The sequence below is a fragment of the Rhizobium sp. P1_E1 genome (genome assembly GCF_056406015.1).
The window spans coordinates 52,437-77,340 of the sequence record NZ_JBFUAY010000005.1 but is presented as its reverse complement, the minus strand read 5'-3'; the positions used below and the strand labels follow the sequence as shown (position 1 = coordinate 77,340).

23 protein-coding genes are annotated in these 24,904 nt (G+C 61.5%); 14 read left to right on the top strand and 9 right to left on the bottom strand.

Translation table 11 applies throughout. The annotated features are described in order from the left end of the window. Positions 1-44 precede the first annotated feature (44 nt). The 3 genes from AC1D1Z_RS04040 (at position 45) to AC1D1Z_RS04030 (ending at position 3,000) form a co-directional block, all read left to right on the top strand. Entirely contained in the window at positions 45-1,256 is a 1,212-nt protein-coding gene (locus AC1D1Z_RS04040) for a pyrophosphate--fructose-6-phosphate 1-phosphotransferase (RefSeq protein WP_130652775.1), read from the top strand. A 57-nt stretch (positions 1,257-1,313) separates the two neighbouring features. Next, a complete protein-coding gene (locus AC1D1Z_RS04035; RefSeq protein ID WP_018446558.1) occupies positions 1,314-1,949 on the top strand; it encodes a LysE family translocator in 636 nt (211 codons plus the stop codon). Positions 1,950-2,064: 115 nt separating this feature from the next. After that, on the top strand, positions 2,065-3,000 hold the full coding sequence (locus AC1D1Z_RS04030; protein WP_065276109.1) for a lytic transglycosylase domain-containing protein: 936 nt from the start codon (positions 2,065-2,067) through the stop codon (positions 2,998-3,000). Between the two features lie 39 nt (positions 3,001-3,039). Here the strand turns inward: AC1D1Z_RS04030 and AC1D1Z_RS04025 are convergent, their stop codons facing one another. Next, positions 3,040-4,464, bottom strand: coding sequence for a serine hydrolase domain-containing protein (locus tag AC1D1Z_RS04025; RefSeq protein WP_130652776.1), 1,425 nt, complete (start codon positions 4,462-4,464; stop codon positions 3,040-3,042). Positions 4,465-4,681: 217 nt separating this feature from the next. Here AC1D1Z_RS04025 and AC1D1Z_RS04020 point away from each other — a divergent pair, with 217 nt between their 5' ends. From AC1D1Z_RS04020 to AC1D1Z_RS04000, 5 genes are all read left to right on the top strand, one after another. Further along, positions 4,682-5,926: a BtaA family protein gene (locus tag AC1D1Z_RS04020; RefSeq protein ID WP_130652777.1), complete on the top strand. Its 1,245-nt coding sequence runs from the start codon at positions 4,682-4,684 to the stop codon at positions 5,924-5,926. Beyond that, positions 5,923-6,597: a class I SAM-dependent methyltransferase gene (locus AC1D1Z_RS04015; RefSeq protein WP_130652778.1), complete on the top strand. Its 675-nt coding sequence runs from the start codon at positions 5,923-5,925 to the stop codon at positions 6,595-6,597. The genes AC1D1Z_RS04020 and AC1D1Z_RS04015 overlap by 4 nt, the downstream gene beginning before the upstream one ends. Before the next feature lie 125 nt (positions 6,598-6,722). After that, on the top strand, positions 6,723-7,520 hold the full coding sequence (locus tag AC1D1Z_RS04010; protein ID WP_018242881.1) for a glycoside hydrolase family 25 protein: 798 nt from the start codon (positions 6,723-6,725) through the stop codon (positions 7,518-7,520). An 81-nt stretch (positions 7,521-7,601) separates the two neighbouring features. Continuing rightward, positions 7,602-8,819 (top strand): lytic murein transglycosylase, encoded by a 1,218-nt coding sequence (locus tag AC1D1Z_RS04005; protein ID WP_130652779.1) that lies wholly within the window; start codon positions 7,602-7,604, stop codon positions 8,817-8,819. A gap of 132 nt (positions 8,820-8,951) precedes the next feature. Beyond that, positions 8,952-9,857 carry a DMT family transporter gene (locus tag AC1D1Z_RS04000; RefSeq protein WP_130652780.1) on the top strand — a complete coding sequence of 302 codons (906 nt, stop codon included), beginning with the start codon at positions 8,952-8,954 and terminating at the stop codon, positions 9,855-9,857. Between the two features lie 464 nt (positions 9,858-10,321). On the opposite strand, the gene metF is transcribed toward AC1D1Z_RS04000, so the two are convergent. The 4 genes from metF to AC1D1Z_RS03980 form a co-directional block, all read right to left on the bottom strand. Then, positions 10,322-11,224, bottom strand: a complete 903-nt coding sequence (metF, locus tag AC1D1Z_RS03995; RefSeq protein ID WP_018446564.1) for a methylenetetrahydrofolate reductase [NAD(P)H] — start codon at positions 11,222-11,224, stop codon at positions 10,322-10,324. Position 11,225: 1 nt separating this feature from the next. Continuing rightward, complete coding sequence (locus tag AC1D1Z_RS03990; RefSeq protein WP_112904174.1) at positions 11,226-12,251, bottom strand: ArsR/SmtB family transcription factor; 1,026 nt, start codon at positions 12,249-12,251, stop codon at positions 11,226-11,228. A gap of 166 nt (positions 12,252-12,417) precedes the next feature. Continuing rightward, on the bottom strand, positions 12,418-14,067 hold the full coding sequence (gene ettA / locus AC1D1Z_RS03985; RefSeq protein ID WP_130652781.1) for an energy-dependent translational throttle protein EttA: 1,650 nt from the start codon (positions 14,065-14,067) through the stop codon (positions 12,418-12,420). 98 nt (positions 14,068-14,165) lie between these two features. Then, on the bottom strand, positions 14,166-14,906 hold the full coding sequence (locus AC1D1Z_RS03980) for a ribonuclease T2 family protein (protein ID WP_047623414.1): 741 nt from the start codon (positions 14,904-14,906) through the stop codon (positions 14,166-14,168). A gap of 157 nt (positions 14,907-15,063) precedes the next feature. Between AC1D1Z_RS03980 and AC1D1Z_RS03975 the strand changes: the two genes are divergently transcribed. From AC1D1Z_RS03975 to AC1D1Z_RS03960, 4 genes are read left to right on the top strand one after another with little or no spacing between them, the layout of a single operon-like run. Continuing rightward, a complete protein-coding gene (locus AC1D1Z_RS03975; protein ID WP_065276113.1) occupies positions 15,064-15,993 on the top strand; it encodes an alpha/beta fold hydrolase in 930 nt (309 codons plus the stop codon). Positions 15,994-16,025: 32 nt separating this feature from the next. After that, positions 16,026-16,982 carry a DMT family transporter gene (locus AC1D1Z_RS03970; protein ID WP_047623487.1) on the top strand — a complete coding sequence of 319 codons (957 nt, stop codon included), beginning with the start codon at positions 16,026-16,028 and terminating at the stop codon, positions 16,980-16,982. 17 nt (positions 16,983-16,999) lie between these two features. Continuing rightward, a complete protein-coding gene (caiB, locus tag AC1D1Z_RS03965) occupies positions 17,000-18,202 on the top strand; it encodes a succinate--glutarate CoA-transferase (protein WP_130652782.1) in 1,203 nt (400 codons plus the stop codon). A 13-nt stretch (positions 18,203-18,215) separates the two neighbouring features. Then, complete coding sequence (locus tag AC1D1Z_RS03960; RefSeq protein ID WP_477849572.1) at positions 18,216-19,868, top strand: thiamine pyrophosphate-binding protein; 1,653 nt, start codon at positions 18,216-18,218, stop codon at positions 19,866-19,868. Between the two features lie 30 nt (positions 19,869-19,898). On the opposite strand, the gene AC1D1Z_RS03955 is transcribed toward AC1D1Z_RS03960, so the two are convergent. The 4 genes from AC1D1Z_RS03955 to AC1D1Z_RS03940 form a co-directional block, all read right to left on the bottom strand. Then, positions 19,899-20,135 (bottom strand): hypothetical protein, encoded by a 237-nt coding sequence (locus AC1D1Z_RS03955; RefSeq protein WP_130723523.1) that lies wholly within the window; start codon positions 20,133-20,135, stop codon positions 19,899-19,901. A 127-nt stretch (positions 20,136-20,262) separates the two neighbouring features. Then, complete coding sequence (locus AC1D1Z_RS03950) at positions 20,263-20,604, bottom strand: RidA family protein (RefSeq protein WP_047623419.1); 342 nt, start codon at positions 20,602-20,604, stop codon at positions 20,263-20,265. A 72-nt stretch (positions 20,605-20,676) separates the two neighbouring features. Continuing rightward, entirely contained in the window at positions 20,677-21,015 is a 339-nt protein-coding gene (locus AC1D1Z_RS03945; RefSeq protein ID WP_018074112.1) for a protein tyrosine phosphatase family protein, read from the bottom strand. A gap of 71 nt (positions 21,016-21,086) precedes the next feature. Beyond that, complete coding sequence (locus AC1D1Z_RS03940) at positions 21,087-21,926, bottom strand: aldose 1-epimerase family protein (protein ID WP_047623420.1); 840 nt, start codon at positions 21,924-21,926, stop codon at positions 21,087-21,089. 361 nt (positions 21,927-22,287) lie between these two features. Here AC1D1Z_RS03940 and AC1D1Z_RS03935 point away from each other — a divergent pair, with 361 nt between their 5' ends. Both AC1D1Z_RS03935 and AC1D1Z_RS03930 read left to right on the top strand, forming a co-directional pair. Continuing rightward, a complete protein-coding gene (locus AC1D1Z_RS03935) occupies positions 22,288-23,688 on the top strand; it encodes a L,D-transpeptidase (RefSeq protein WP_028732858.1) in 1,401 nt (466 codons plus the stop codon). Between the two features lie 235 nt (positions 23,689-23,923). After that, entirely contained in the window at positions 23,924-24,892 is a 969-nt protein-coding gene (locus AC1D1Z_RS03930) for an aliphatic sulfonate ABC transporter substrate-binding protein (RefSeq protein WP_026230694.1), read from the top strand. The last annotated feature ends 12 nt before the right edge of the window (positions 24,893-24,904 follow it).

Sequence of the window (24,904 nt, the reverse complement as noted above, 5' to 3'; positions counted from 1 at the left end):
TGCGTTAGCTAACGCTGCCGCACCGAAACACCGTAGGAGGGATCATGGCCAAACAGAAAGTCGCAATGCTGACCGCCGGAGGCCTGGCGCCCTGTCTTTCTTCCGCCGTCGGCGGCCTCATCGAACGCTACAGCGACATCGCACCCGATCTCGACATCGTCGCCTACAAATCCGGCTACCAAGGGGTGCTGATCGGCGACAGCCTCGAGATCACCCGCCAGATGCGCGAAAAGGCGCCGCTGCTGCACCGCTACGGCGGCTCGCCGATCGGCAATAGCCGCGTCAAGCTCACCAATGCCGCCGACTGCGTCAAGCGCGGCCTGGTCAAGGAAGGCGAGAACCCGCTGCGGGTCGCCGCCGAACGTCTTGCCAATGACGGCATCACCATTCTCCACACGATCGGCGGCGACGACACCAACACCACGGCCGCCGACCTTGCCGCCTACCTCGCCGCCAACGGCTACGATCTCACCGTCGTCGGCCTGCCGAAGACTGTCGACAATGACGTCGTGCCGATCCGCCAGTCGCTCGGCGCCTGGACGGCCGCCGAAGTCGGCGCGCATTTCTTCGACAATGTCAGCAACGAACAGACGGCCGCACCCCGCACCCTCGTCATCCACGAGGTCATGGGCCGCCATTGCGGCTGGCTGACGGCCGCCACCGCTCGCGCCTATCTCCAGCGCACCAGCCGCAACCAGTATGTCGACGGCCTGATGATGGACGCGCATCTGAAAAGCATCGACGCCGTCTACCTGCCTGAGATGGCCTTCGACCTCGACGCCGAAGCCGCCCGCCTGACGGAAAGCATGGACCGCAACGGCCATGCCACGGTCTTTGTCTCGGAAGGCGCATGCCTCGACGCCATCGTCGCCGAGCGCGAAGCCGCCGGCGAGACCGTCAAGCGCGATGCCTTCGGCCATGTGAAGATCGACACGATCAATGTCGGCGCATGGTTCCAGAAGCAGTTCGCCAATCTCTTGAACGCCGAGCGTTCCCTCGTACAGAAATCAGGCTATTTCGCCCGCTCGGCGCCCGCCAATAGCGACGACCTGCGGCTGATCCAGAGCATGGTCGATCTCGCCGTCGAAAGCGCGCTCAATAAAGTCTCCGGCGTCACCGGCCATGATGAAGGCCAGAACGGTAAATTGCGCACTATAGAATTCCCGCGCATCAAGGGCGGCAAGGCTTTTGACCTTTCGACGGCATGGTTTGCCGAAGTCATGGACAATATAGGCCAGAAATACAAAGAAGCGTGATTGACGGATGGTTAATATGATGTCTTTGCTTGTTCCCGAGGAATAGGAGGAGACACCATGTCACTTGAAGCTTGGCTCGCTTTTGCGGCGGCATCCGCCATCATGCTGGCCATACCGGGGCCGACGATACTGCTCGTCGTTTCCTATGCGCTCGGTCATGGACGCAGGACGGCGTTTGCGACGGTAGGCGGCGTGGCGCTCGGTGACTTCACCGCGATGACCGCTTCTCTCTTCGGTCTCGGTGCTGTTCTGGCCGCCTCCGCGACCCTCTTCACCGTGTTGAAGTGGATCGGCGGCGCCTACCTGATCTGGCTGGGACTCAAGCTCTGGCGGGCTCCCATCATCGGCGAACCGATTGCCGACAACGACAATCTGCCGGAGGAGAAGTCCCTCAAGATCTTCCTCCACGCCTATGTTGTCACCGCCCTCAATCCGAAGAGCATCATCTTCTTCGTCGCCTTCGTGCCGCAGTTCCTCAATCCGGCCCTGCCCTTCCTCGGCCAGATGGCGATCATGGAAGCGACCTTCCTCGTGCTGGCGATCCTCAACGCTTCCACCTACGCGTTTCTCGCCCATGCCGCGCGCGGACTGATTCGCAAGGCGAGCATCCAGCGCGCCGTGAACCGAACCGGAGGCACTCTGCTGATCGCTGCAGGTGCCGTAACGGCCGGGTATCGTCGTATTGCAGCCTAGTAATACTCCGTGGTTGCCGGAATGCCACGAATAGGTTAATGGGGTCACCAGGGCTTAAGGTTTTTGGTAACTTTTATACGCTGCCGGGGCGGCGCGATTTCACGAAAGTGGCGGAATGGTAGCGATCGGATTATCCGGCCTGAAACGCAGTCTTGTCGTTTCCACGATACTCTGCGGCGTGATGACGGGATGTGCGAGCGTCGAATACACGTCCCAGGCCGAACTGACAGCCGCCCAGACCGTCGTGCCGATGCCGAAGCCCGGCGAAGATGCAACACTTGCCGCGATCCCGACAGCCGAAGGCGCAGCTGTCGCTGGCGCCACCATCCCTCAGGCATCACCCCCCTCCCTGACCGCAACGGCGATGCCGGCCGTGGCGACCTCTCAGCCTGCCGATCTCGCCATGCAGGCAGGCATACAGCCGGCAGCCTACGCGCAGATTCCGCTGACGCCCGAGATGACGGCGATCCAGTCCGTCGTGCCGACGCCGCGTCCGGGAGCGCCCGCACAGCCGACGACGCAGCTTGCCTTTGCTGCGACACCGCAAAACAGTGCGCTTGCAGCACTTGCCGCAGTTGACACCACGCCACGCGCCAGCATGGATTACGGTTTCGACGAATCCGGGCCGATCGATCCGCCGACGGCGCCCCCGATGTTCAGCGACGACGACAAAGACGATGCGCCGACGGTCGAGAAGAGCTTCGTCACCAAACTCATCGCCAAATATTCGAAGGTCTACGAGATTCCCGAGACGTTGCTCCACCGCATCGTCCATCGCGAGAGCCGCTATAATCCGAAGGCCTACAACAAGCGCGGCTATTTCGGCCTCATGCAGATCAAGTACAACACCGCCAAGTCCATGGGTTATGACGGTGCCCCGGGCGGCCTCTTCGATGCCGAGACCAACATCAAATATGCCGCGAAATATCTGCGCGGCGCCTGGCTCGTCTCCGACAATAAGGAAGACGATGCCGTCCGCCTCTATGCGCGCGGCTATTATTATGACGCCAAGCGCAAGGGCATGACCGACATCGCCCAAGGCAACTACTGACACCAAGGCAATTGCTGAAACGGCGATCGCAGCTCCGGCCTATGGCTGCGGCTGCGCCTTTTGTTGTGACCCGGCCTGCTGTTTCGGCTCCCCCGGTTGCGGCACGGCGGCCAGGATCTTCTTCAGCAGCGTCTGCGGCTGATAGTCGAGCCGGCTTGGCGTCAGGCCGAGCCGGACGACGACCAGATTGGCGGAAGGCACGATCGCCATGCTCTGCCCGTCATGCCCCGTCAGCCAGAACGTATCCTCCGGCAGTCCGAACGCGGCGCTTGGGCCGCCAGGAGCGAGCCAGGCTTGGCCTTGCGTATACCGCCCGTTCGACGCTGCCGTCGGGGTACGCATGGCGCCGACGAAACCCTCCGGCAGCAGCCGCTGGCCGTTCCACACGCCATCCTGCAGCAGGAACTGCCCGAAGCGCGCCCAGTCATGCGCCGTCGCATAGAGATAGGAGCTTCCGGCAAACGTGCCGCGCGCATCGAGTTCGAACACCGCGCTCGTCATGCCGAGCGGCGAAAACAACGCGTCGTGCGGATAGGAAAAGGCGGCCTGCGCATTGCCGACCCTGTCCATCCAGATGCGTGACAAGAGCACGGCCGTACCGCTCGAATAGCGGAAGCGCTGGCCGGGTGCTGCCTCCATCGGCGCATTGGCCGGCAGCGATACCATGTCGGGATCGAGATAGAGCATGCGCGTCACATCGGCGACGTCGCCATAGTCCTCGTTGAAGGCAAGGCCGCTCTCCATGCCGAGCAGGTCGGAAACCTTGATCCTGGCGCGCGCATCGTTCTTCCACTGCGCCAGCAGGTTATCATCGTCAAAGGAGATCTTGCCGTCGAGCATCAGCCGGCCGAGGACCGCCGCATTCACGGTCTTCGTCATCGACCAGCCGATGAGCGGCGTCTTTGCCGAGAAGCCGGGGCCATAGGCTTCGGCGACGATGCGGCCATCGCGCACCACGACGATCGCCCGCATTGCAGGGCCGGCCACGCCGGCATCGGCAAGCAGCGCGGCGATCTTGCCGTCCGCCGGGTTGCCGGTGCCCTCGCCCTCCGGCCACAAGGCGTCATTCGGCTGCATCTTGGCCGGTGGATCGAAGGGCGCTGCATTCGCCGCCGCCTCGAAATTGCCGTCCGGCACGCTCGCGCAGCCGAAAGCGCCGCGATAGAGCGCATAACTCGGCGCAAACAGTCCCATGAAGCGCGCCGTCACGCGGTCGTTGTCGCGGTCGACGCTGACACGCACGAGCCGCAGCAGCGGATTTCCGGGCGCCTGGACATCGTCATGAAGCACATCCTCGGCCCCCCGGCCGGCGATGAAGACATTGGAGCAGACGATCTTGGCGGCATAGCCGTCGCCGACGCTGAGCAGTTCCGGCGGCCGGATGAAGAGCCAGCTGGCGGCAGTGATGACGAGGAGAACGAGAAGGAGAGCAAGCGCCTTCAGGATACGCAGGACAAATCGCATGGCATTCCTCCATGCCGGGAGAGAAGCAGGAATCACACGCGCCGGAAAGGGGCCGAAGCGAAGAACGGCCATCGTCCCGATCACTTTCCCAGGAGAGCCATCCCGGTTGCTCGCCCGAGGAGGTCGAAGCCTCCGAAGAACGGCGCCCACAGCCCGCGTCATCAAACTGTAGCAGAGGCGCGCTACACGCCCTGAACGCTAAAAAGGTGACAGACTCATGTCAGAATTTGCACCGGATGCCGGCTTCCGCAAGAACCGGAAACTCAAGGACGCCCTTCTCCGCCATAAGGCCTTTTCGAAGGATGGCTTTTCCGAGCGTCTCTTCGGCCTTCTCTTCTCCGGCCTCGTCTATCCGCAGATCTGGGAGGATCCGGATCTCGACATGCAGGCGATGGAGCTGAAGCCCAACCATCGCATCGTCACCATCGGCTCTGGCGGCTGCAACATGCTCGCCTATCTCTCCAAGGCGCCGGCCTCGATCGACGTCGTCGATCTCAACCCGCACCACATCGCGCTGAACCGCCTAAAGCTTGCCGCCTTCAAGCATCTTCCCGGCCATGCCGATCTCGTCCGCTTCCTGGCGATGCCGAACGAGAAGTCGAACAGCCGCGCTTACGACCAGCATCTCGCCGCCCGTCTCGATGAGGCAACCCGTAGCTACTGGAACGGCCGCAAGTTCGGCCGCCGCCGCGTCACCGTTTTTGACCGCAACATTTACGAGACGGGCCTGCTCGGCCGCTTCATCGGCGCCGCCCACCTTCTTGCCCGCCTGCATGGCGTCAAACTGCGCGAGATGACCAAAACCCGCTCGATCCGCGAGCAGCGCCAGTTCTTCGACGAGCAGATCGCGCCGCTCTTCGAAAAGCCGGTCGTGCGCTGGATCACCGGCCGCAAGAGCTCGCTCTTCGGCCTCGGCATTCCGCCGCAGCAATATGACGAACTTGCGAGCCTTGCCGCCGATCATTCGATCGCGCCGGTGCTGAAGCACCGCCTGGAAAAGCTCGCCTGTCATTTCCCGATGAGCGACAACTATTTTGCCTGGCAGGCCTTCGGCCGCCGCTACGGCACCGAAACGGAAGGCCCGCTGCCGACCTATTTGAAGTCGGAGCACTATCAGGTGATCCGCGCCAATGTCGACCGCGTCAACGTCCACCACGCAAGCTTCACCGAGCTTCTGGCTCGCGAGCCGGCCGCCTCGCGCGACCGCTACATCCTGCTCGACGCACAGGACTGGATGACGGACGAGCAGTTGAACGACGTCTGGACGGAAATCACCCGCACGGCGCGCGACGGCGCCCGCGTGATCTTCCGCACCGCCGCCGAAAAAAGCATCATCGAAGGCCGTCTGGCTCCGGCGATCCGCGACCAATGGGATTACTTCGAGGAGAAGTCGCTTGAACTGACCGCGCTCGATCGCTCGGCAATCTACGGCGGCTTCCATATTTACGGGAAGAAGGCGTGAACAAGGTCAGCACTGAGACGGCAGGAAAGAGTGATGAACATGCCAGCCTCATGGATGGCATCTACCGCTACCAGCGGCACATCTACGACCTGACCCGCAAATATTATCTTCTCGGCCGCGACAGCACGATCCGCAATCTCGACGTTCCCGAAGGCGGCACCCTGCTTGAAGTCGGCTGCGGCACCGGGCGCAACATGGCCTTCGCCCACAGGCATTTCCCGACCGCCAAGCTGTTCGGCCTCGACATTTCCCAGGAAATGCTGATTTCGGCGCGCAAGACCTTCGCCACCAAGGCGACGATCCCGGAATTCCGCGTCGCCGACGCCACGGCGTTCACGCCGCGCGAATTCGGCGTCAGCGGCTTCGACCGCATCCTGATTTCCTATGCCCTGTCGATGATCCCGGACTGGGAGCGCGCCGTCGATGCATCGATCGCCGCACTCAATCCCGGCGGCCAGCTGCACATCGTCGATTTCGGCCAGCAGGAAGGCTTGCCGGCCTGGTTCCGGCGCATGCTGCAGTCCTGGCTTGCGAAATTCCACGTCACCCCGCGCCCCGATCTGCGTGAGGTTCTGGAAGCGCAAGCCCATGAAAACAACGCGATATTGTTGTTCGATACCGCCGGCGGTGGTTATGCCTGGCGGGCTGCCATTATCAGCAAGCGCTTATAATTCGCTTGAAACTAACCGATTTTTTACGTTGATATGGTGAAAAGAGGGTTATCCTCTGCTGACTCGTCTTTTTCGAAGGTCAAGTTGTGGGGCAAAAAGATCATTCGAGTTACGACGGGACGCCTATGCGCCGGCTTTTGTTTTGCGTTTTGCCCCTGGCCATCATGCTGGCTGGCTGCACTTCTTCCGGTTATGACTATCTCGAAACGGCATCGATCAAGCCAAAGACGCGCTTCAAGGATACCGATCCGCAGGATTTTGGTCCGAAGCATCCGCAGCAGAACCAGGTCCACGGCATCGATATCTCCAAATGGCAGGGCGATATCGATTGGGCCACGGTAAAGAATTCCGGTGTCGCCTTCGCCTTCATCAAGGCAACCGAAGGCAAGGACAGGGTCGATCCGCGCTTCGACGAATACTGGCGCGAAGCCCGCGCAGCCGGCATCCCGCATGCCCCCTATCATTTCTATTATTTCTGCTCTTCGGCCGATCAGCAGGCAGACTGGTTCATCCGCAACGTGCCGAAGGAGGCCATGCGCCTGCCGCCAGTGCTCGACGTCGAATGGAACGCCGAATCGAAGACCTGTCGCTACCGCCCCGACGCTGAAACGGTGCGCGCCGAAATGCAGCGTTTCATGGACCGGCTGGAGGCCTATTACGGCAAGCGCCCGATCATCTATACCTCGGTCGATTTCCATCGCGACAATCTCGCCGGCTACTTCCAGGATTATCATTTCTGGGTCCGTTCGGTGGCAAAACACCCCGAAGTGACCTATTCCGACCGCCGCTGGGCCTTCTGGCAATATACCTCGACCGGCGTTATTCCCGGCATCAGTGGGCCGACCGATATCAATGTCTTTGCCGGCAGCGCAAAGAACTGGAACAATTGGGTCGCGGCCGTTTCCAAGGATAGAAATTCTTAGTAACGTCTTGCGATGTTTCTTGCTTCCGTCACATTCGTCTGTGAAAGCGACGGCATTCTGTTTGATATAAGGACCACATCCATGCACCGCTCGCTCGCAAGCCGCTCTGCACTCGCCCTTCTGTTTGCCCTCGCCCTCGCAGGCGGCGCGGCCGCCCAGCAGGCGCCAGACGCAGCCCCGGCAGCGCCCTGCGGCGGCGATCTGTCCACCTTCCTCGAAGGCGTCAAGAAAGATGCGGTCGCAGCCGGCGCCAGTGCGGTAGCCGCCGACGAGGCCTTTGCCGGCGCCGAGATCGACCCCAAGGTGCTGAGCCGGGACCGCGCCCAGGGCGTCTTCAAGCAGACCTTCCTCGAATTCTCCCAGCGCACTGTCAGCCAGGCCCGCCTCGACATCGGCCGCCAGAAGATGAAGCAATATGCCGACGTCTTTGCCCGCGCCGAGCAGGAATTCGGCGTCCCCCCGGGCGTCATCACCGCCTTCTGGGCAATGGAAACCGATTTCGGCGCCGTCCAGGGCGATTTCAACACCCGCAATGCCCTGGTGACGCTGTCACACGACTGCCGCCGCCCGGAACTCTTCCGTCCGCAGCTCATCGCCCTCGTCGAGATGGTTCAGCACGGCGACCTCGACCCCGCCACCAATACCGGCGCCTGGGCCGGCGAGATCGGCCAGGTGCAGATGTTGCCGCGCGACATCATTGCCTATGGCATGGACGGCGACGGTGACGGTCATATCCGCCTGAAGCAGAGCGGCCCCGACGCCATTCTGACGGCGGCAAAATTCATCCAGCATCTCGGCTTCGAGCGCGGCCAGCCCTGGCTGCAGGAAGTGACCCTGCCCGATAATCTGCCCTGGGAAAAATCCGGTCTCGGCGGCACGATGAAAGCGGGCGAATGGTTCGCGCTCGGCGTCAAGCCGCGCGACGGCAATACCACCTTCGGTAACCTCGAAGGCGATCTCGTTCTGCCGCAGGGCCGCATGGGACCGGCCTTCATCGCCTATCCCAATTTCAAGATCTATCTCGAATGGAACAAGTCGTTCATCTATACGACTTCGGCCGCCTATTTCGGGACCCGCCTTTCGGGCGCCGAGCCCTATCTCAAGGGCGTGCCGGAACAGGGGCTTGCCAGCGACCAGATGAAGGCGCTGCAGACCAAGCTGCAGTCGCTCGGCCATGATGTCGGCGAGATCGACGGCATCCTCGGCTCCGGCACGCGTGTTGCAATCCAGAAGGAACAGCAGCGCCTCGGCATGCCGGCCGATGGATGGGCAACGCCTGCCCTTCTCAACGCTCTCTGATCTCCGCTGACACTTTACCGCCGCCCGCTTCGCAAGAAACGGGTGGCGCGATCCGCTGCTTGCGCTAAAGCATCAAGCCGAAACCGGTGCCGATTTTCGGCAAAACGAGCAGCTTGCGGTGGAGCAATCGGCATGGACAGCAGAATGAATGCCTGGACCTGGGGTCTGCTGGTCCTGCTCGGCCTGATCTGGGGCGGCTCCTTCTTCTTTGCCCGCATCGCCGTCGAGCATGTGCCGCCGCTGACCCTCGTCTTCTTCAGGCTGCTGCTCGCAGCGCTGGCGCTGCATGTCTATATCGCCGGCCGTTTCGACTTCTATGCGATCCTCAAGGCCCGTTGGCGCGAATTCCTGATCCTCGGGCTCATCAACAATGCCCTGCCGCATGCGCTGATCTTCTTCGGCCAAACCCGCATCGGCGCCGGGCTTGCGGCGATCCTGAATGCGACGACACCGATCTGGACCGTGCTCATCGCCAACTACTTCACCTCAGACGAGAAGCTGTCGCCGGCAAAGATCGCCGGCTGTCTTGTCGGCCTGGTCGGAACGATCGTGCTGATCGGCCCCGGCATGTCGGCCGGTGGCGAAGCCCCCCTCTGGGCGCTGCTTCTTCCCGTACTTGCCGCGATCTCCTATGGCTTTGCCGCCACTTACGGCAAACGCTTCAAGAATGTTCCTGCCCCTGTCACCGCAGCCGGCCAGTTGACCGCCTCCTCGCTGATTGCGCTGCCGCTGTCGCTACTGGCCGATCGTCCCTGGACGCTTACTGCACCGCCGCTCGATGCCTTCCTCGCCATCCTGGCGCTGGCACTGCTGTCGACCGCCTTCGGCTACATCCTCTATTTCAGGATCATGACGTCGGCCGGCGCCACCAACGCCTCGCTCGTCACCCTGCTGGTGCCGCCGAACACCATCCTTCTCGGCGTGCTCTTCCTCGGCGAAAGGCTTGCACTGGGTGAATTCGCCGGCATGGCGCTGATCGGTTTCGGCCTGGTCATTCTCGACGGCCGCGCCTATCGCATGCTGGCAAGGGCCGCCTGAAACCGGTTGCGAATTCCATATGTTTTCAACCGGTTGTGAGCCCGCCATGTTTTAGGCGCATAGATAAATGCTCAATCGCCCGATTTAACGGCATGTTAAATTGTGTGAACAAAAATTTGTCGCGAATTATTGACTTATTTCAAAGGCTTGCAAGAGCGCTATTCGACTTATCCACCGAACCGTTCTGCAGCGCAGCATAAGATCTGCTTCCCAACCGACATATTTCAGACATATTATCGGCCGGTTAACGCGAGGAGACAGACATGGGACTCACGCAATCCTTGAATGTTCTGTTGGTCAGTGCAGCGTTTGCTTTCGTCTTGTCCATGCTCTTCATCTGAGCTGGCCGACGAAAGTGTAATGACTGATAGTGCCTAAACTCCTGAATAGCTGATCAATCCGCCAACGAAAAAGCGCATGTCCCGCCCGACATGCGCTTTTCACTTTTGAACGTCCCGAAAGGATCAGGCGGCTGCGCCCGCACTTTTTGTTTCCCGGCGGGATATGCCGAGATTGTCGAGCACGGCGGAAACCAGCGGCGCACGGTTCATCGTATAGAGATGGAAATCATGGATGCCGCGCCGGACGAGATCCTCGATCTGTTCGGCAGCGACTTCGGCCGCGACCTTCGCCCGCTCCTCAGGCTTGTCGTCGAAGCCCGCAAAGCGCTCGTCGAGAAAGGTAGGGATGATGGTCCCACAGGCCCCGGCGAAGCGCTTCAGCTGCGTCAGGTTCTGGATCGGCATGATGCCGGGCACGACAGGGATCGAGATGCCGGCGCCGCGCACCCGCTCCAAGTAACGCTCGAAATTGTCGTTGTCGAAGAAGAATTGCGTCAGCGCCCGGTCGGCGCCATTGTCGGCCTTGCGCTTCAGCATGTCGATATCGGCCGCCGTATCGCGGCTTTCCGGGTGCTTTTCCGGATAGGCGGAGACCGAAATCTCGAAATCGCCGATTTCCTTGAGGCCGGCCACCAGCTCCGCCGCATTGGCGTAACCGCCGGGATGCGGCTGGTAGGGCGCGCCGGCGCCGCCGGGCGCATCGCCGCGCAGCGCCACGAAATGCGTCACGCCGGCTTTGCGGAACGTGTCGACCACCTGATGCGTCTCTTCCTTGGTCGCACCGACACAGGTGAGATGCGAGGCGGTGGCAAGCGGCGTCTGCGACAGGAACCGCGTGACGGTGGTCAGCGTCGGCGCTTTGGTGGTGCCGCCGGCGCCATAGGTCACCGAGACGAAATCCGGGTCCCAGTCCTGCAGCTGGCTGACGGTATGCCAGAGCTGCCCTTCCATCTCCTCCGATTTAGGCGGGAAGAATTCGAAGGAGACCCTGATGTTGCGGCCGCGCGCTTCGTTTTTCAAAACCATGTCATACCCTCCCGGCAAATGTAGGTTCGGCACCTTCGCTCGCCTGCGAAGCCATGAGGCGCCTCGGATCGCGCGCGAGCCAGACGGTAACCGTCAACCCCTGCTCACTTTGCTGACCCGGATGAAGATCGACGACCTGCTCGACGTCGAGCCCGGTCTTGCGCAGCCAGTCGGACATTGCCTGGTGCGAAAAGCCGAGACGGACATGCGCATGCTCGTCGCGGAGATATTCGAGCGTGTGCGGCGCAAGGTCGATGACCACGAGCCGGCCGCCCGGCCGGAGCATGCGCGCCGCTTCCGCGATCGCAATTTCCGGCTGATCGAAGAAATGCAGCACCTGATGGATCGTCACCAGATCGAAATCCTGTCCCTCGAACGGCAGGTTGAGGATATCGGCATGGCGCACGGTGGCCTTGGTGATGCGGGACTTGTCGAGATTCGCACGCGCCACGCTCAGCATGTCGCGGCTGGCATCGACGCCGGTCGCGCGGCGGTAGAGCCCGGACAAGAGTTCGAGGATGCGGCCGGTGCCGGTGCCGAGATCGAGCAGCGAGTCGATCGGCTGGCTGCCGAGCAGCCGGATGACAGCGGCGTCGACCTCTTCGTCGGCCGCATGCAGGCGGCGAAGCTCGTCCCACTCGGCCGCGTTGCGGCTGAAATAGGCCTGCGCCCGCTCGGCGCGCTGACGCTTGACCTGCGAGAGCCGCTCGCCGTCGCGAAGGATGGTCGGATCGTTCTCGGAAACATGCTTCAGCAGCGCCCGCACCAGCATGGCGGCCTTGCCGTCCTGCTTGAGGCGGAAATAGGCCCAGGCGCCCTCCTGGTAGCGTTCGATCAGTTCGGCCTCGCCGAGCAGCTTCAGGTGACGGGAGATGCGGGGCTGGGATTGGCCGAGAATTTCGGTAAGATCGGTCACCGTAAGGTCGCCGCCGTCAAGAAGCGCCAGAAGACGCAGGCGCGTGGGCTCGCCGGCCGCCTTCAAGACGTCCACCAGCGCATCCAGTCCAAGCTTCAAGGGTTCGCTCATCTTCGATCCAATCAAGATATAAAGATATCTTTATGTGATTTGAAAAGCAGTGGCAAGCGAGAATTCGCTCTCTCCACGAAATTGCCTGCTCAGATTGCGACAGAGCCAGATATGAAAAAGCCCCGGCCGAACCGGGGCTCTCGCAAGCGAAAACAGTTGGAATAAATCAGCGCGTCAGGCGCTTGTGGGCCTGGCTGCCCGGGTTAAGGGCGTCGGGGCCAAGGCGGCGCACCTTGTCCTGTTCATAATCCTCGAAGTTACCTTCGAACCATTCGACATGGCCGTCGCCTTCGAAAGCGAGGATATGCGTCGCCAGACGGTCAAGGAACATGCGATCGTGGCTGATGATGATGGCGCAGCCGGCGAAATTCTCAAGCGCGTTTTCCAGCGCACCCAGCGTTTCCGTATCGAGGTCGTTGGTCGGTTCGTCGAGCAGCAGAACGTTGCCGCCGGCCTTCAGCATCTTGGCAAGGTGAACGCGGTTGCGCTGACCGCCGGAGAGATTGCCGACCTTCTGCTGCTGGTCGCCGCCCTTGAAGTTGAAGGCGCCGCAATAGGCACGGGAGTTCATGTCGAATTTGCCGAGCTTGATGATTTCGGCGCCGCCGGAGATTTCCTCCCAGACCGTCTTGTCAGCCGCAAGCGCGTCACGGCTCTGGTCGACATAACCGAGATGCACGGTCTCGCCGATACGGATCGAACCGCCATCCGGCTTTTCCTGGCCGGTGATCATCTTGAACAGTGTTGTCTTGCCGGCGCCGTTCGGGCCGATGATGCCGACAATGCCGCCCGGCGGCAGCTTGATCGACAGGTCGTTGATCAGCGTGCGGCCCTCGAAGCCCTTGATGATGCCTTCCATCTCGATGACCACCTGGCCGAGGCGCTCGCTGACCGGGATGATGATCTGCGCGTCGCCGGGACGCTGCTTCTCGGCGGCATCCACCAGTTGCTCGTAGGACTTGATACGGGCCTTGGACTTGGCCTGACGGGCCTTCGGGCTGGAAGCGATCCATTCCTGTTCGCGGCTGATCGCCTTCTGGCGCGACGCGTCTTCGCGGCTTTCCTGCAGCATGCGCTTGGCTTTCGCCTGCAGGTAGGCCGAGTAGTTGCCTTCGTAAGGAATGCCACGACCGCGGTCGAGTTCGAGGATCCATCCGGTGACATTGTCCAGGAAGTAGCGATCGTGGGTGATCATCATCACGGCGCCCGGATAGTCGCGTAGATGCTTTTCGAGCCAGGCGATGGTTTCGGCGTCCAGGTGGTTGGTCGGTTCGTCAAGCAGCAGCAGATCCGGCTGCGAAAGCAGCAGACGGCAGAGCGCGACACGGCGACGCTCACCACCGGAAAGGCTGGTGACTTCGGCGTCGCGCGGCGGGCAACGCAGCGCTTCCATCGCCATCTCGACCTGGCTTTCCAGATCCCAGAGGTTCTGGCTGTCGATGACGTCCTGAAGCTTGGCGCCCTCTTCCGCCGTCTCATCGGAATAGTTCATCATCAATTCGTTGTAACGATCGAGGACAGCGGTCTTCGAGGCAACGCCTTCCATGACGTTCTCGAACACCGTCTTGTTGGGATCGAGATGCGGCTCCTGCTCCAGATAGCCGACCGTCGCACCTTCGGCGAGCCAGGCTTCGCCGGTATACTCCTTGTCCTGGCCCGCGATGATGCGCAGTACGGTGGATTTACCCGCGCCGTTCGGACCGAGGATACCGATCTTGGCATCCGGGTAGAACGAAAGGTGGATATTCTCCAGGATCTTCTTGTTGCCATAGGCCTTGTTGAGGCCGGACATATGATAGATGAACTGACGTGCCATGCTGCGCTGCTCCGGGCGGGAAACTTTGATTGTGCCGCTATGTAGGCGAAACAGCGCCTCCGGGCAACGCCGAAACCCGGTTTACTCAGGATTTCCGGTCAAAAGCCCGCAGCGTCGACGACGCCCTCGTCGCAGCCGAACGACGTTTTTCCAGCACCCTGGATCAGATCGGCAAGCCCGGCACTTTTCGCCGATGCCGCTCCGGCAGCTTCCGAAAGCCCGATCGTCAGCTCGCTGATCATCCTGACATTGCCGGCCCGCCGGCAGCTCATCTTGACACGATCGCCGGCACCCGGTCCAAAGCTCTTGTCGAAAGCCGCCTTGATCGCTTCGGCCTTGACCGGCTTGCCGATATTGGCAGCGAAGAGATCACGCACAGCCGACGCGTTGAGTGCGCCCACGAGATGCACACCGACGCCGAAATAGTCGTCGGCACTCATCTTCGTGCAGGTGCCGTGCTTCACCCATTCATGCCGTTCCAGGCCGGATTGCGTGCCGGGCATCGCCTTGGCAAGCGCCGTCTTCGTCTCCGCTGCAAGCGTGACCTCCGGCAGCTTGTTCCAGTCGCCGTCCTTGTCGGCGGTCTTCTGATCGGCGCTCACACCACAATAATCCTGCCGCATCGGCCAGAGCCCGTGCAACGAGAAGTTCGTCGCGTCAGGGCGCTCGCCGGTCTGGCTGGCGCATTCGGCCTTCTTCTGGTTTGTCTGGCAAAAAGCCGGCTGCCAGCTCGCCGCCAGAATGAAGCGGGTGCGCCCGCCGGCCTCCTGCGCCACGGCGGCGCCGGCAATAACCATCGACACAGCGAACGACAAAGTACGCAACTGCATGCTGCTCATTTCAACCCCCAAAAAGAACAATACAGGAACAAATAAGCATCAAATTCAAACGATCGCAACCCTGAATCGCAACAAGGCTGCAATTTGTTATCGGATAACCAAACGCCGATGTTGCAATTACCCGGCGATCTGGTCTGTTGCCGCCGGGAGGATCCACATGTTTTCTGAAACGCAAAGGCTCGTCGTGCCTGGGGCGTCGCTGGCCTATCACCATGCTAAGGCCGAAGCTGCGGCACGCGGCATCCTGTTGATATCGCATGGCCTGGCCGAACATTCGAAACGATACCGCTCCTTTGCCGAGGCGATGGCGGTGCGCGGCTATCATGTCTATGCCCACGATCATCGCGGCCACGGCGAGACGACGGCAGCCGATGCGCCGATCGGCCGCTTTGCCCGGCGTGGTGGGGTCGAAAGGGTGATTGGCGACGTCATCGCCATGCGCGGCCATGCGGCCTCCTGCCATCCCGGCCTGCCGGTGATCCTCTTCGGCCATTCGATGGGCGGCCTCATCGCCCTCAATGCAGCCGTCACGGCTCCGGCCGACTTCGATGCTGTCGCCGTCTGGAATTCGAATTTCGCCGTTGGCCTTGCCGGCCGCGCCGCCCAGGCGATCCTGCTTGCCGAGCGCATGCTGAAGGGCTCTGACGTGCCGAGCGGCCTGCTGCCGAAGCTCACCTTCGGCACCTGGGGCAAATCCATTGCCGGCCGCCGCACCGAGTTCGATTGGCTGTCGCGTCGTCCTGATGAAGTTGACAAGTATGTCGCCGATCCACTCTGCGGCTTCGACGCCTCAGTCTCTCTCTGGCTCGATCTCTTCGAGTTGACCTTCCGCGCGCCGCAGAAAATCCATCTAGACCGGCTGCCGCGGGATATGCCGATCCATCTGGTCGGCGGTGGAGTGGACCCGGCGACGGAGCGTGGAAAAGCGGTGCTCTGGCTGTCAAAGCATTTGAAAGACCAAGGCTTCTCCCGTATCAGCAGTGAGATATATCAGGACATGCGGCACGAAACACTGAATGAGATCGGCGCGGATGCGGCGATCGCAGCCTTTGGCGAGTGGTGCGACAGGGCCGTCGCAAGATCCTGAGCGACCAATATCCTGAGTACAGGGATTTCATCATGAGCAGCTCCTCCGCCCGCCCCGTTTCGTCCGCCTCCGACGTGACGATGGGGCTTGTGCTGATGGTACTCTCGGTGATGGTCTCGCCGCTCATCGATATTTTTGCCAAGCTTGCGATCACGACCGTGCCATCCGGGGAGATCACCGCCGGCCGTTTCATCGTCCAGGCGCTCTGCATGCTGCCACTCGTGATATGGCGGCGCAGCTTCGCCGATTTTTCCTGGCGACAGAGCCTGTTCCATGCCATCCGCGGCGCGATCATCACCGTCTCGATGATCTCCTTCGTCACGACGCTGAAATATATGGCGGTCGCAGACGCGATCGCGATCTTCTTCGTCGAGCCAATCATGGTGACGATCCTCGGTGGCATCTTCCTGAAGGAGACGATTGGCTGGCGGCGGTATACCGCCTGCGGCGTCGGCTTCTTCGGGGCGATGCTGATCATCCAGCCGAGTTTCGAAGAGGTCGGCTACATCGCGCTTCTGCCTGTCGTCAGCGCGCTCTGCATCGCCATCTTCGTGCTGATGACCCGCGCCCTCTCGCGCAGGGAAGACCCCTGGTCGATGCAGTTCCAGATGAGCATCTGGGGCCTGCTCTTCTGTGTCCTCCTGCTTTTCCTCGGTCAGGGAACCGGCTCCGACCTCTTCGATCCGGTCATGCCGGAAGGCCGCGCCTGGTTCTATGTCGCCGGCGTCGGCGCCATGGCCGCAATCACCGGCATCCTCGGCGTCTACGCCTATCGCGCAGCACCGGCCTCGACGCTGGCGCCGCTGCAATATTTCGAGATCGTCTCGGCGACAATCTTCGCCTGGCTGGTCTTCGGCGACTTTCCGGATGCGGTCAAATGGCTCGGCATTGCCATCATCGTGGCATCAGGCTTCTACATCCTCTGGCGCGAGCGCCGCTTTGCTTCAAAGCCTGTATCCGATACATCTGAGGTGACGCTGGCGCCATAGAAATTGCCGGGAGGAACATGACAGAGACCGTGACGAAAAAACCACCGCTTGCCGGCATCCGGGTGATCGAGCTTGCCCGCGTGCTCGCCGGCCCCTGGGCGGGACAGATGCTCGCCGATCTCGGCGCCGACGTCATCAAGGTCGAAAATCCCGACGGCGGCGACGATACGCGCCAATGGGGACCACCCTTCGTCGAGGGCGCCGACGGCGAGAACCTCTCGGCCGCCTATTACCACGCCGCCAATCGCGGCAAGCGCTCCGTCACTGCCGATCTGAAGAGCGCCGAAGGCCAGGATTTCGTCCGCCGCCTCATCTCCACCGCCGACGTGGTCATCGAGAATTTCAAGCTCGGCGGCCTCGTCAAATACGGGCTCGATTATGACAGCCTACGCAAGGTGAACCCGAAGCTCGTCTATTGCTCGATCACGGGCTTCGGCCAGAACGGCCCTTATGCCAGCCTCCCCGGCTACGATTACATCGTCCAGGGCATGTCCGGCTTCATGTCGATCACCGGTGAACCAGGCGGCCAGCCGATGAAGGCAGGCGTCGCGATCGCCGATATCTTCACCGGCATCTATGCCGTCTCGGCGATCGAAGCCGCCCTGATTCACGCCCTCAAATCAGGCGAAGGCCAGTTGGTCGACATGGCCCTGCTCGATGTGCAATCGGCCGTGCTCGCCAATCAGAACATGAATTATCTGGTTTCCGGCGAGGCACCGACCCGCCTCGGCAACGCCCATCCCAATATCTCGCCCTATGAGGTCGTGCCGACGGCCGACGGTTACCTCATTCTCGCAGTTGGAAACGACGGCCAGTTCCGCCGCCTCTGCACCATCCTCGGCCTGGAGGCCATCGCCGGCGACGAGCGTTTCGCCACCAACAAGGCCCGCGTCGGCAATCGCGGCGAAGTGCGACGCCTCGTCTCCACCGAGACGTTGAAATGGCAGAAGGCGGATCTGCTGAAGGCCTGCGAGGAGAACGCGGTTCCATCAGGCGCCATCAATACGATCGAGGAAATGTTCGCCCATCCGCAGGTGCAGGCCCGCGGCCTGCGCATCGACCTTGCGGATGCCGCCGGCACCGTGATCCCCGGTGTCAGGACGCCTGTGGTGCTGTCGGAGACGCCGCTGCGTTACATCAGGCCGAGCCCGCGTCTTGGCGAACATCAGGCCGAAATTCTGGCGGAACTCGCCGAACTCGAGAGGAAGGCATCGTCATGAAGAAGGCATTGTCATGAAGAAGACGGGCGGAGAACTGATCGTCGAGGCGCTGAAGGCGAATGGCGTCAAGCGTCTCTCCTGCGTGCCCGGCGAGAGTTTCCTCGCCGTGCTCGATGCGTTGCGCGACAGCGATATCGACGTCCTCGTCTGCCGCCAGGAGGGCGGAGCGGCGATGATGGCGGATTGTTGGGGCAGGCTGACCGGCGAACCCGGCATTTGCATGGTGACCCGCGGCCCCGGCGCCACCAACGCCTCCGCCGGCCTGCATATATCAAGGCAGGACTCGATCCCGATGATCTTGTTCATCGGCCAGGTGCAGCGGGAAGCACGCGAGCGCGAGGCCTTCCAGGAGATCGAATTCCGCCGCGCCTTCACCGAATTCGCCAAATGGGTGGGTGAGATCGACGATGCCGCTCGTATTCCCGAATTCGTCACCCGCGCCTTTGCGGTCGCAACCTCCGGCCGGCCCGGCCCTGTCGTGCTGACGCTGCCGGAGGACATGCTGCGCGATGAGGTCGAGGCACCCCGCGCCAGGCATTATGCCAACGTCGAGGCCCATCCCGGCCGCCGCCAGATCGACGATTTCTATCTCCGCTTGCTGAAGGCCGAGCGGCCGATGGTAATCCTGGGCGGCACACGCTGGGATGCCGATGCCGTCGCCGATTTTCAGAGCTTCGCCGAGCGTTTCCAACTGCCCGTCGGCTGCTCCTTCCGTCGGCAGATGTTGTTCGATCATCTCCATCCCTGCTATGCCGGTGATGTCGGCATCGGCATTAATCCGGCATTGGCAAAAGAGATCAAGGAGAGCGACCTGCTGATCCTCCTCGGTAGCCGCATGTCGGAAATGCCGTCCTCGTCCTACACACTGATCGATATCCCCTACCCCCAGCAATCGCTGGTACACATCTATCCCGACCCTTCCGAGCTGGGCCGCGTCTATCGCCCGGATCTTGCCATCTGCGCGGCACCGGCCGATTTCGTCGCCGCGCTCGCCGACCTGGAAGCGCCGGCCGAACCGCACTGGACCGAGCGCACCGCACGCCTGCACCAGGCCTATCTCGCCTGGTCGACGCCGCCATCGACAGGTCCGGGCGCCGTCCATATGGGGCCGATCATGGAATGGCTGGAGGCCAATACCGGACCGCAGACGATCTTCACCAATGGTGCGGGCAACTACGCCACCTGGGTGCACCGCTTCCATCGTTTTCGCCGTTTCAACACCCAAGCCGCCCCCACCTCCGGCTCGATGGGTTACGGCCTGCCGGCGGCGGTGGCCGCCAAGCGGCTGTTTCCCGAGCGCGAAGTCATCTGCTTTGCCGGCGACGGCTGCTTCCTGATGCACGGCCAGGAATTCGCCACCGCCATCCGCTACGGCCTGCCGATCATCGCAGTCGTCGTCAACAACGGCATCTACGGCACGATCCGCATGCATCAGGAGCGCGAGTATCCAGGCCGCGTCAGCAGCACCGATCTGACCAATCCCGACTTCGCAGCCCTTGCCCGCGCCTATGGCGGCCACGGCGAGACGGTGGAAACGACAGCGGAATTCGCCCCCGCCTTCGAGCGGGCACGTGCCAGCGGAAAACCCGCGATCATCGAAATCAAGCTCGATCCCGAGGCGAYCACGCCGACGCGGACCCTGACGCAGATTCGCGAGAAATCCTGATTGAAAAGCGGCGCTTGGGACGGCAGAATCTTAGCGAGCGAGCTCGCGCTTCAGCATTCTGCCCAGCTGATCGCAGCTCTCGTTGGTATATTGTCTCGTCGACTGCCGCGTGACACCACGGCGAGCAGTACCAAAAGCCCGTTCTGTTGCGGTTTCCGGGTCTTTGAGTTCTTTTCGAGCAAACTTCAGGAAAAGAGCTTTCGCGTCGCTGACGAGCTGTGGACGCTTGTAGTGCATGTCGCAAGTCAATGCGATGACCATGCTCACGGAGGCCACGCCAAGCCCCTCACCTCTAGGGATTGACGGAAGTTCTTCCGTAGAAGCCACGGAGGCCGCGAGGCAACCGGCAAAACAAAGTGTCAGCAGGCGTCTCGTCGGCATCCGTGTCCTCAAATCAGATCGCAGCCGTGATGATGAACTCGACCTTGTATTTCGGCGCAGCGAGCTTGGCTTCGCTGGTGGCGCGGGCCGGCGGATTGGCCGGATCGATCCAGCCTTCCCAGACGGCGTTCATCTCGGCGAAATCGGCGATATCGGACAGGTAGATGATCGTCTGCAGGATCTTCGACTTGCTGCTGCCTGATGCAGCCAGCAGGCGGTCGACTTCGGCAAGCGAGGACTTGCACTGATCGGTGACGCTTTCGCCCTCGCCGACCTGACCTGCGAGATAGACCGTGTTGCCGTGAATGACGGCGCCGCTCATGCGCGAGCCGACGTCGATACGCTTAATGCTCATTATAGTCTCCTGAGTGAATGGAGGTGGCGGCGCTGAGGTTCAACGCCGGAAAATCGGCCCCCCGGAACGGGCTCAATTACGGATATGGTGGGTCTTCTGGTAAATCGCCGTCGAGCGCGCGCCGGAGCGGCAATAGCCGAGCATCGGCCGCGGGAATTCATCGAGCGCGTCGACCATGCCCTGCACGGCTTCCTCGGTCACGCCCATCGGTCCAACCGGCACATGGGCGATCTCGAGGCCGAGCTCCTTGGCGCGCGCCTCGATGACGGAGAACGACGTCTGGTCGGGACTTTCGTGATCGGGGCGGTGGCAGACGATCGATTTGAACCCCAGTGCCTTGATCTCGTCGAGCTCCTCCAGCGTGATCTGGCCCGAAACCGAATATTCATCGTCGATCTGGCGAATATCCATCGTCTTGTCTCCTCAAAAATCGTGGGCTGAAGGTCTACGACGGAGGTCTGCCAGCGTCAACAACACTTCGTTCACAGGAAGGTAAAGGTCAGCGCATAGCTTCGGCTCTCGCCGGGCGCCAACATGTTGAACTCACCAGCGGCCTGAAGCTCGTCGCGCGATATCCAGCGATGCGAAACCGGCTCGATACCGATGATATGGGCGGGCGCCTTCTGGTTCCGCCAGACCTGCAGATGGGGCAGCGTGTCGGCGCGGAAGCGCACACGCAGCGTCCTGCCGCCGATTGCGGCGATCGGTCCGAGGCGGACCTCTGCGAAGCCCTCCTCCGTCGCCGGCGCCGTGACGCAGAAGATGCCGCCCGGCTCCTCGCCGAACGCCCAGGGGAAACCACCATTCTCCAGCATCTGGCCCTCGAGCCGCGTGCCCTCGTCCAGCCATTTGCCGCCAGTGTTTATGTGGTACATCAGGAAGGTCGGCACTGTCCGATCGCTCGTATTGACGACTCGGTCCTCGAGCCGCACCTCGCCGGTCGCCCCATCGATCCGCCACAGCCGCTCGATGCGCTGCGGCAGTCCTTCGACGGTGGTGATGTCGATATCGGCGCGGCATTCGGCATTGCCGTTCTCGAACTTCGTCCACAGCACCTTTGCCGTATGGCCGGAGGCTGATCCGTGCAGCGGATAAACCTTGCCGTCGTCCCGGCCGGGAATCGGCTGGCGGTGGCGGATATGATCCGGCCCGCAGGTGAAGAGAAAGCCTTCGAGCGAGTGGTCGATTCGCGCATCACCGTCGTCGGGAATGGCACGTTTCGGCGCGATGTCGACGCCGTCGACAATGCATCCGCCGATATCCAGCACCGATGTTTCGTCCAGCATCAGGCGCGGGCCGCTTGCGGCGGCAAATTCGATCATCACGGTCTCCTCGGGGAATTGTCGGCCCCTTAGAGCGCCGTGCGTCCTTTCGGACGCACAAAGGACGCTCTAACACTTTGAATCGACGCATTGTGCTTTTCGAAAATTGATTCCGATTTTCGGAAAGCACAATGCGCTAGCGTTAGGTTTCGCGCCGCCATTCGTCAATCGGTGCCGTTCCTATCTTGTGGTTTTGCAGCAACCGTGGAATTCGCKGAACTGCCACAAGGACGCAAACGTTTATGAGTAAAAGGAAATCTTAGTGATTTTCATATTTTGTTCAGCACGGTTTCATAAATTCCACACTAGCGTCAAAATTCGCATGTGTGTGTCTGCCCAGTCACTGTTCGAGGTGTGAGACGTGAATCGCTTTTTAAAATCGGCATTTTGCCTCGCAGCCAGCTTGGCTGCCCTTGCGGCTATAGCGCCGGAGGCAGGCGCGCAGCAGTTCCGCGACCGCCGCCAGAGCGATATCGTGCTCGTGACGCCAAACGGCGAAATCCTCGACTACGTTCCAACTGGCTATGCCTACGCCCGGGATCGTAGCGGCAATCGCGTGTTGATCGATGCCTATGGCAACGTCGTCGCTACCGAGATGCGCGCCCGGGGCTACTATCCGCCGCGGCCCGGCCCGCGCGAGGTCTATAACGACCAGTACGGCGACGACCCCTATTATTCCGACAACAATCCCGATGGCGATACGCGTTATTCCGAGCGGGGCGCCGTCACCGGCGGCATTCCGCGCGATGCGGCGATCGAACGCCGGCCGCTTGGCGAGCAGCCCTATCCCGATGACAACAGTATCGGTAATCCGCAGCCCGGCGACGATTATGCCTCGATCGACCCCGATCAGCAGATCCCGCCCGCCGACGCGCCCAAGACCGCGCCTGATGAGCCCGTCATCACGCTGAAGAACAAGTCGAAGCCCGAAATCGTCGCGCTGCAGGTCTTCCTCGATCGTGCCGGCATCTCTCCGGGTGTCATCGACGGCCATATGGGCTCGAACGTCACCAAGGGGATCTATGCCTATGACCAGATGACCGGATCGAAGCTCGATCCCAACGACACCGATGCCATTCTGGAAGAGCTGCGCATGAACGGCGGCCTGCCCGTCGTCAGTTACACGATCACGCCGGCCGATGCCGCCGGTCCCTTCGTCGCGGAGATCCCGGAGGATTATTCGCACAAGGCGCTGCTGCCGTCGCTCGCCTATACCTCGACTACCGAAATGCTGGCCGAACGCTTCCACATGGATGAGGCCTTTCTCAAGGAGATGAACCCCGGCGCCGATTTCAGCGTTCCCGGCACCGTCATCAAGGTCGTCAATCCGGGTGAGCCGAAAAGCGGCGAGGTTGCCCGTATCATCGCCGACAAGGGCCGCAAGCAGGTCTTCGCCTATGACGGCGCCGGCAATCTCCTCGCCGCCTACCCGGCATCGATCGGCTCCACCGACACGCCCTCTCCGTCAGGCTTGGTGAACGTCGAGCGTGTCGCCTTCAATCCCGGCTATACCTACAATCCGAAGATCAATTTCCAGCAGGGTGCCAACGACAAGATCCTCAACATCCCGCCCGGCCCGAACGGTCCCGTCGGCACCGTCTGGATGGCGCTTTCCAGGCCGACCTACGGCATTCACGGCACGCCCGAACCCTCGAAGATCGGCCGCACCCAGAGCCACGGCTGCATCCGCCTGACTAACTGGGATGCCACCGAACTTGCCAAGATGGTCAAGCCGGGAGTGACGGTCGAATTCGTCGACTGAACATACCATCGCGTCTTCAGGCGGAATGACCGCAAAGCGAACAGACAACAATGTCACGCGACTGGATCGACCAATACGCGGCGGGATCGGCGCTGCCCCGCACTTTGACACAACAATCTAGCGCGGGCCGCGACGGCAGTTCAAAATTGCTCTTCCGCACCAAAGTTTGGAACCCGAAAGCGCGCCAAAAGCTATTAAATCTGTAGATTTCACTTCCTAACATTTTGGAGGTCGTATGAAATCGCTTGTTCGATTGGCTTTAAGCGTTTTGGCGGGTTTGGTCGCAGTCGGCACGGCGCAGGCTGCCGATGTCTCGGAAATTCGCGTGGACTGGGCGACCTACAACCCGGTCAGCCTCATTCTGAAGGATGAAGGCATCCTGGAAAAGGAATTCGAAAAGGATGGGATCAAGATAACCTGGGTCCAGTCCGCAGGCTCCAACAAAGCCCTGGAATTCCTCAATGCCGGCTCCCTCGACTTTGGCTCGACGGCGGGTGCGGCTGCATTGATCGGCCGCGTCAACGGCAACCCGATCAAATCCATCTATGTGTATTCGCGTCCGGAATGGACTGCGCTCGTAACACGCAAGGATACCGGCATCGCCAAGGTCCAGGACCTCAAGGGCAAGTCCATCGCCGTGACGCGCGGCACCGACCCGCACATTTTCCTGGTGCGCGCCCTTGCCGATGCAGGTCTGACTGAAAAGGACGTTTCGCTTGTTCTGCTACAGCACGCGGACGGCCGCCTTGCGCTGAAACGAGGCGACGTCGACGCTTGGGCCGGCCTCGATCCGATCATGGCCTCCGCCGAGATTGAAGATGGCGATGTGCTGTTCTATCGCAAGCCGGAAAACAACAGCTGGGGCGTGCTTAACGTGCGCGAAGAGTTTGCTATCGCGCATCCTGATCTCGTCAAACGCGTGCTTGCTTCCTACGAGAAGGCGCGCATTGAAGCTCTGAAAGATCCGACCAAGCTCAAAGCCGCCCTCGTTGCCGCCACCAAGCTGCCCGACACGGTGATAGAGCGCCAGCTGGAGCGCACGAACCTCACCTATTCCGTGATCGGCGATGCACAGCGCGAGACGATCGAAGCAGCGGGTCTCGCTTTGCAAAAGGCCGACGTCATCAAGGCGGATGTCGATGTCGTCAAGACCGTATCGTCGCTGGTCGATCCCAGCTACGCCTCGGCCGCTCTCGGCCAGTGAAGCGATAGAAAG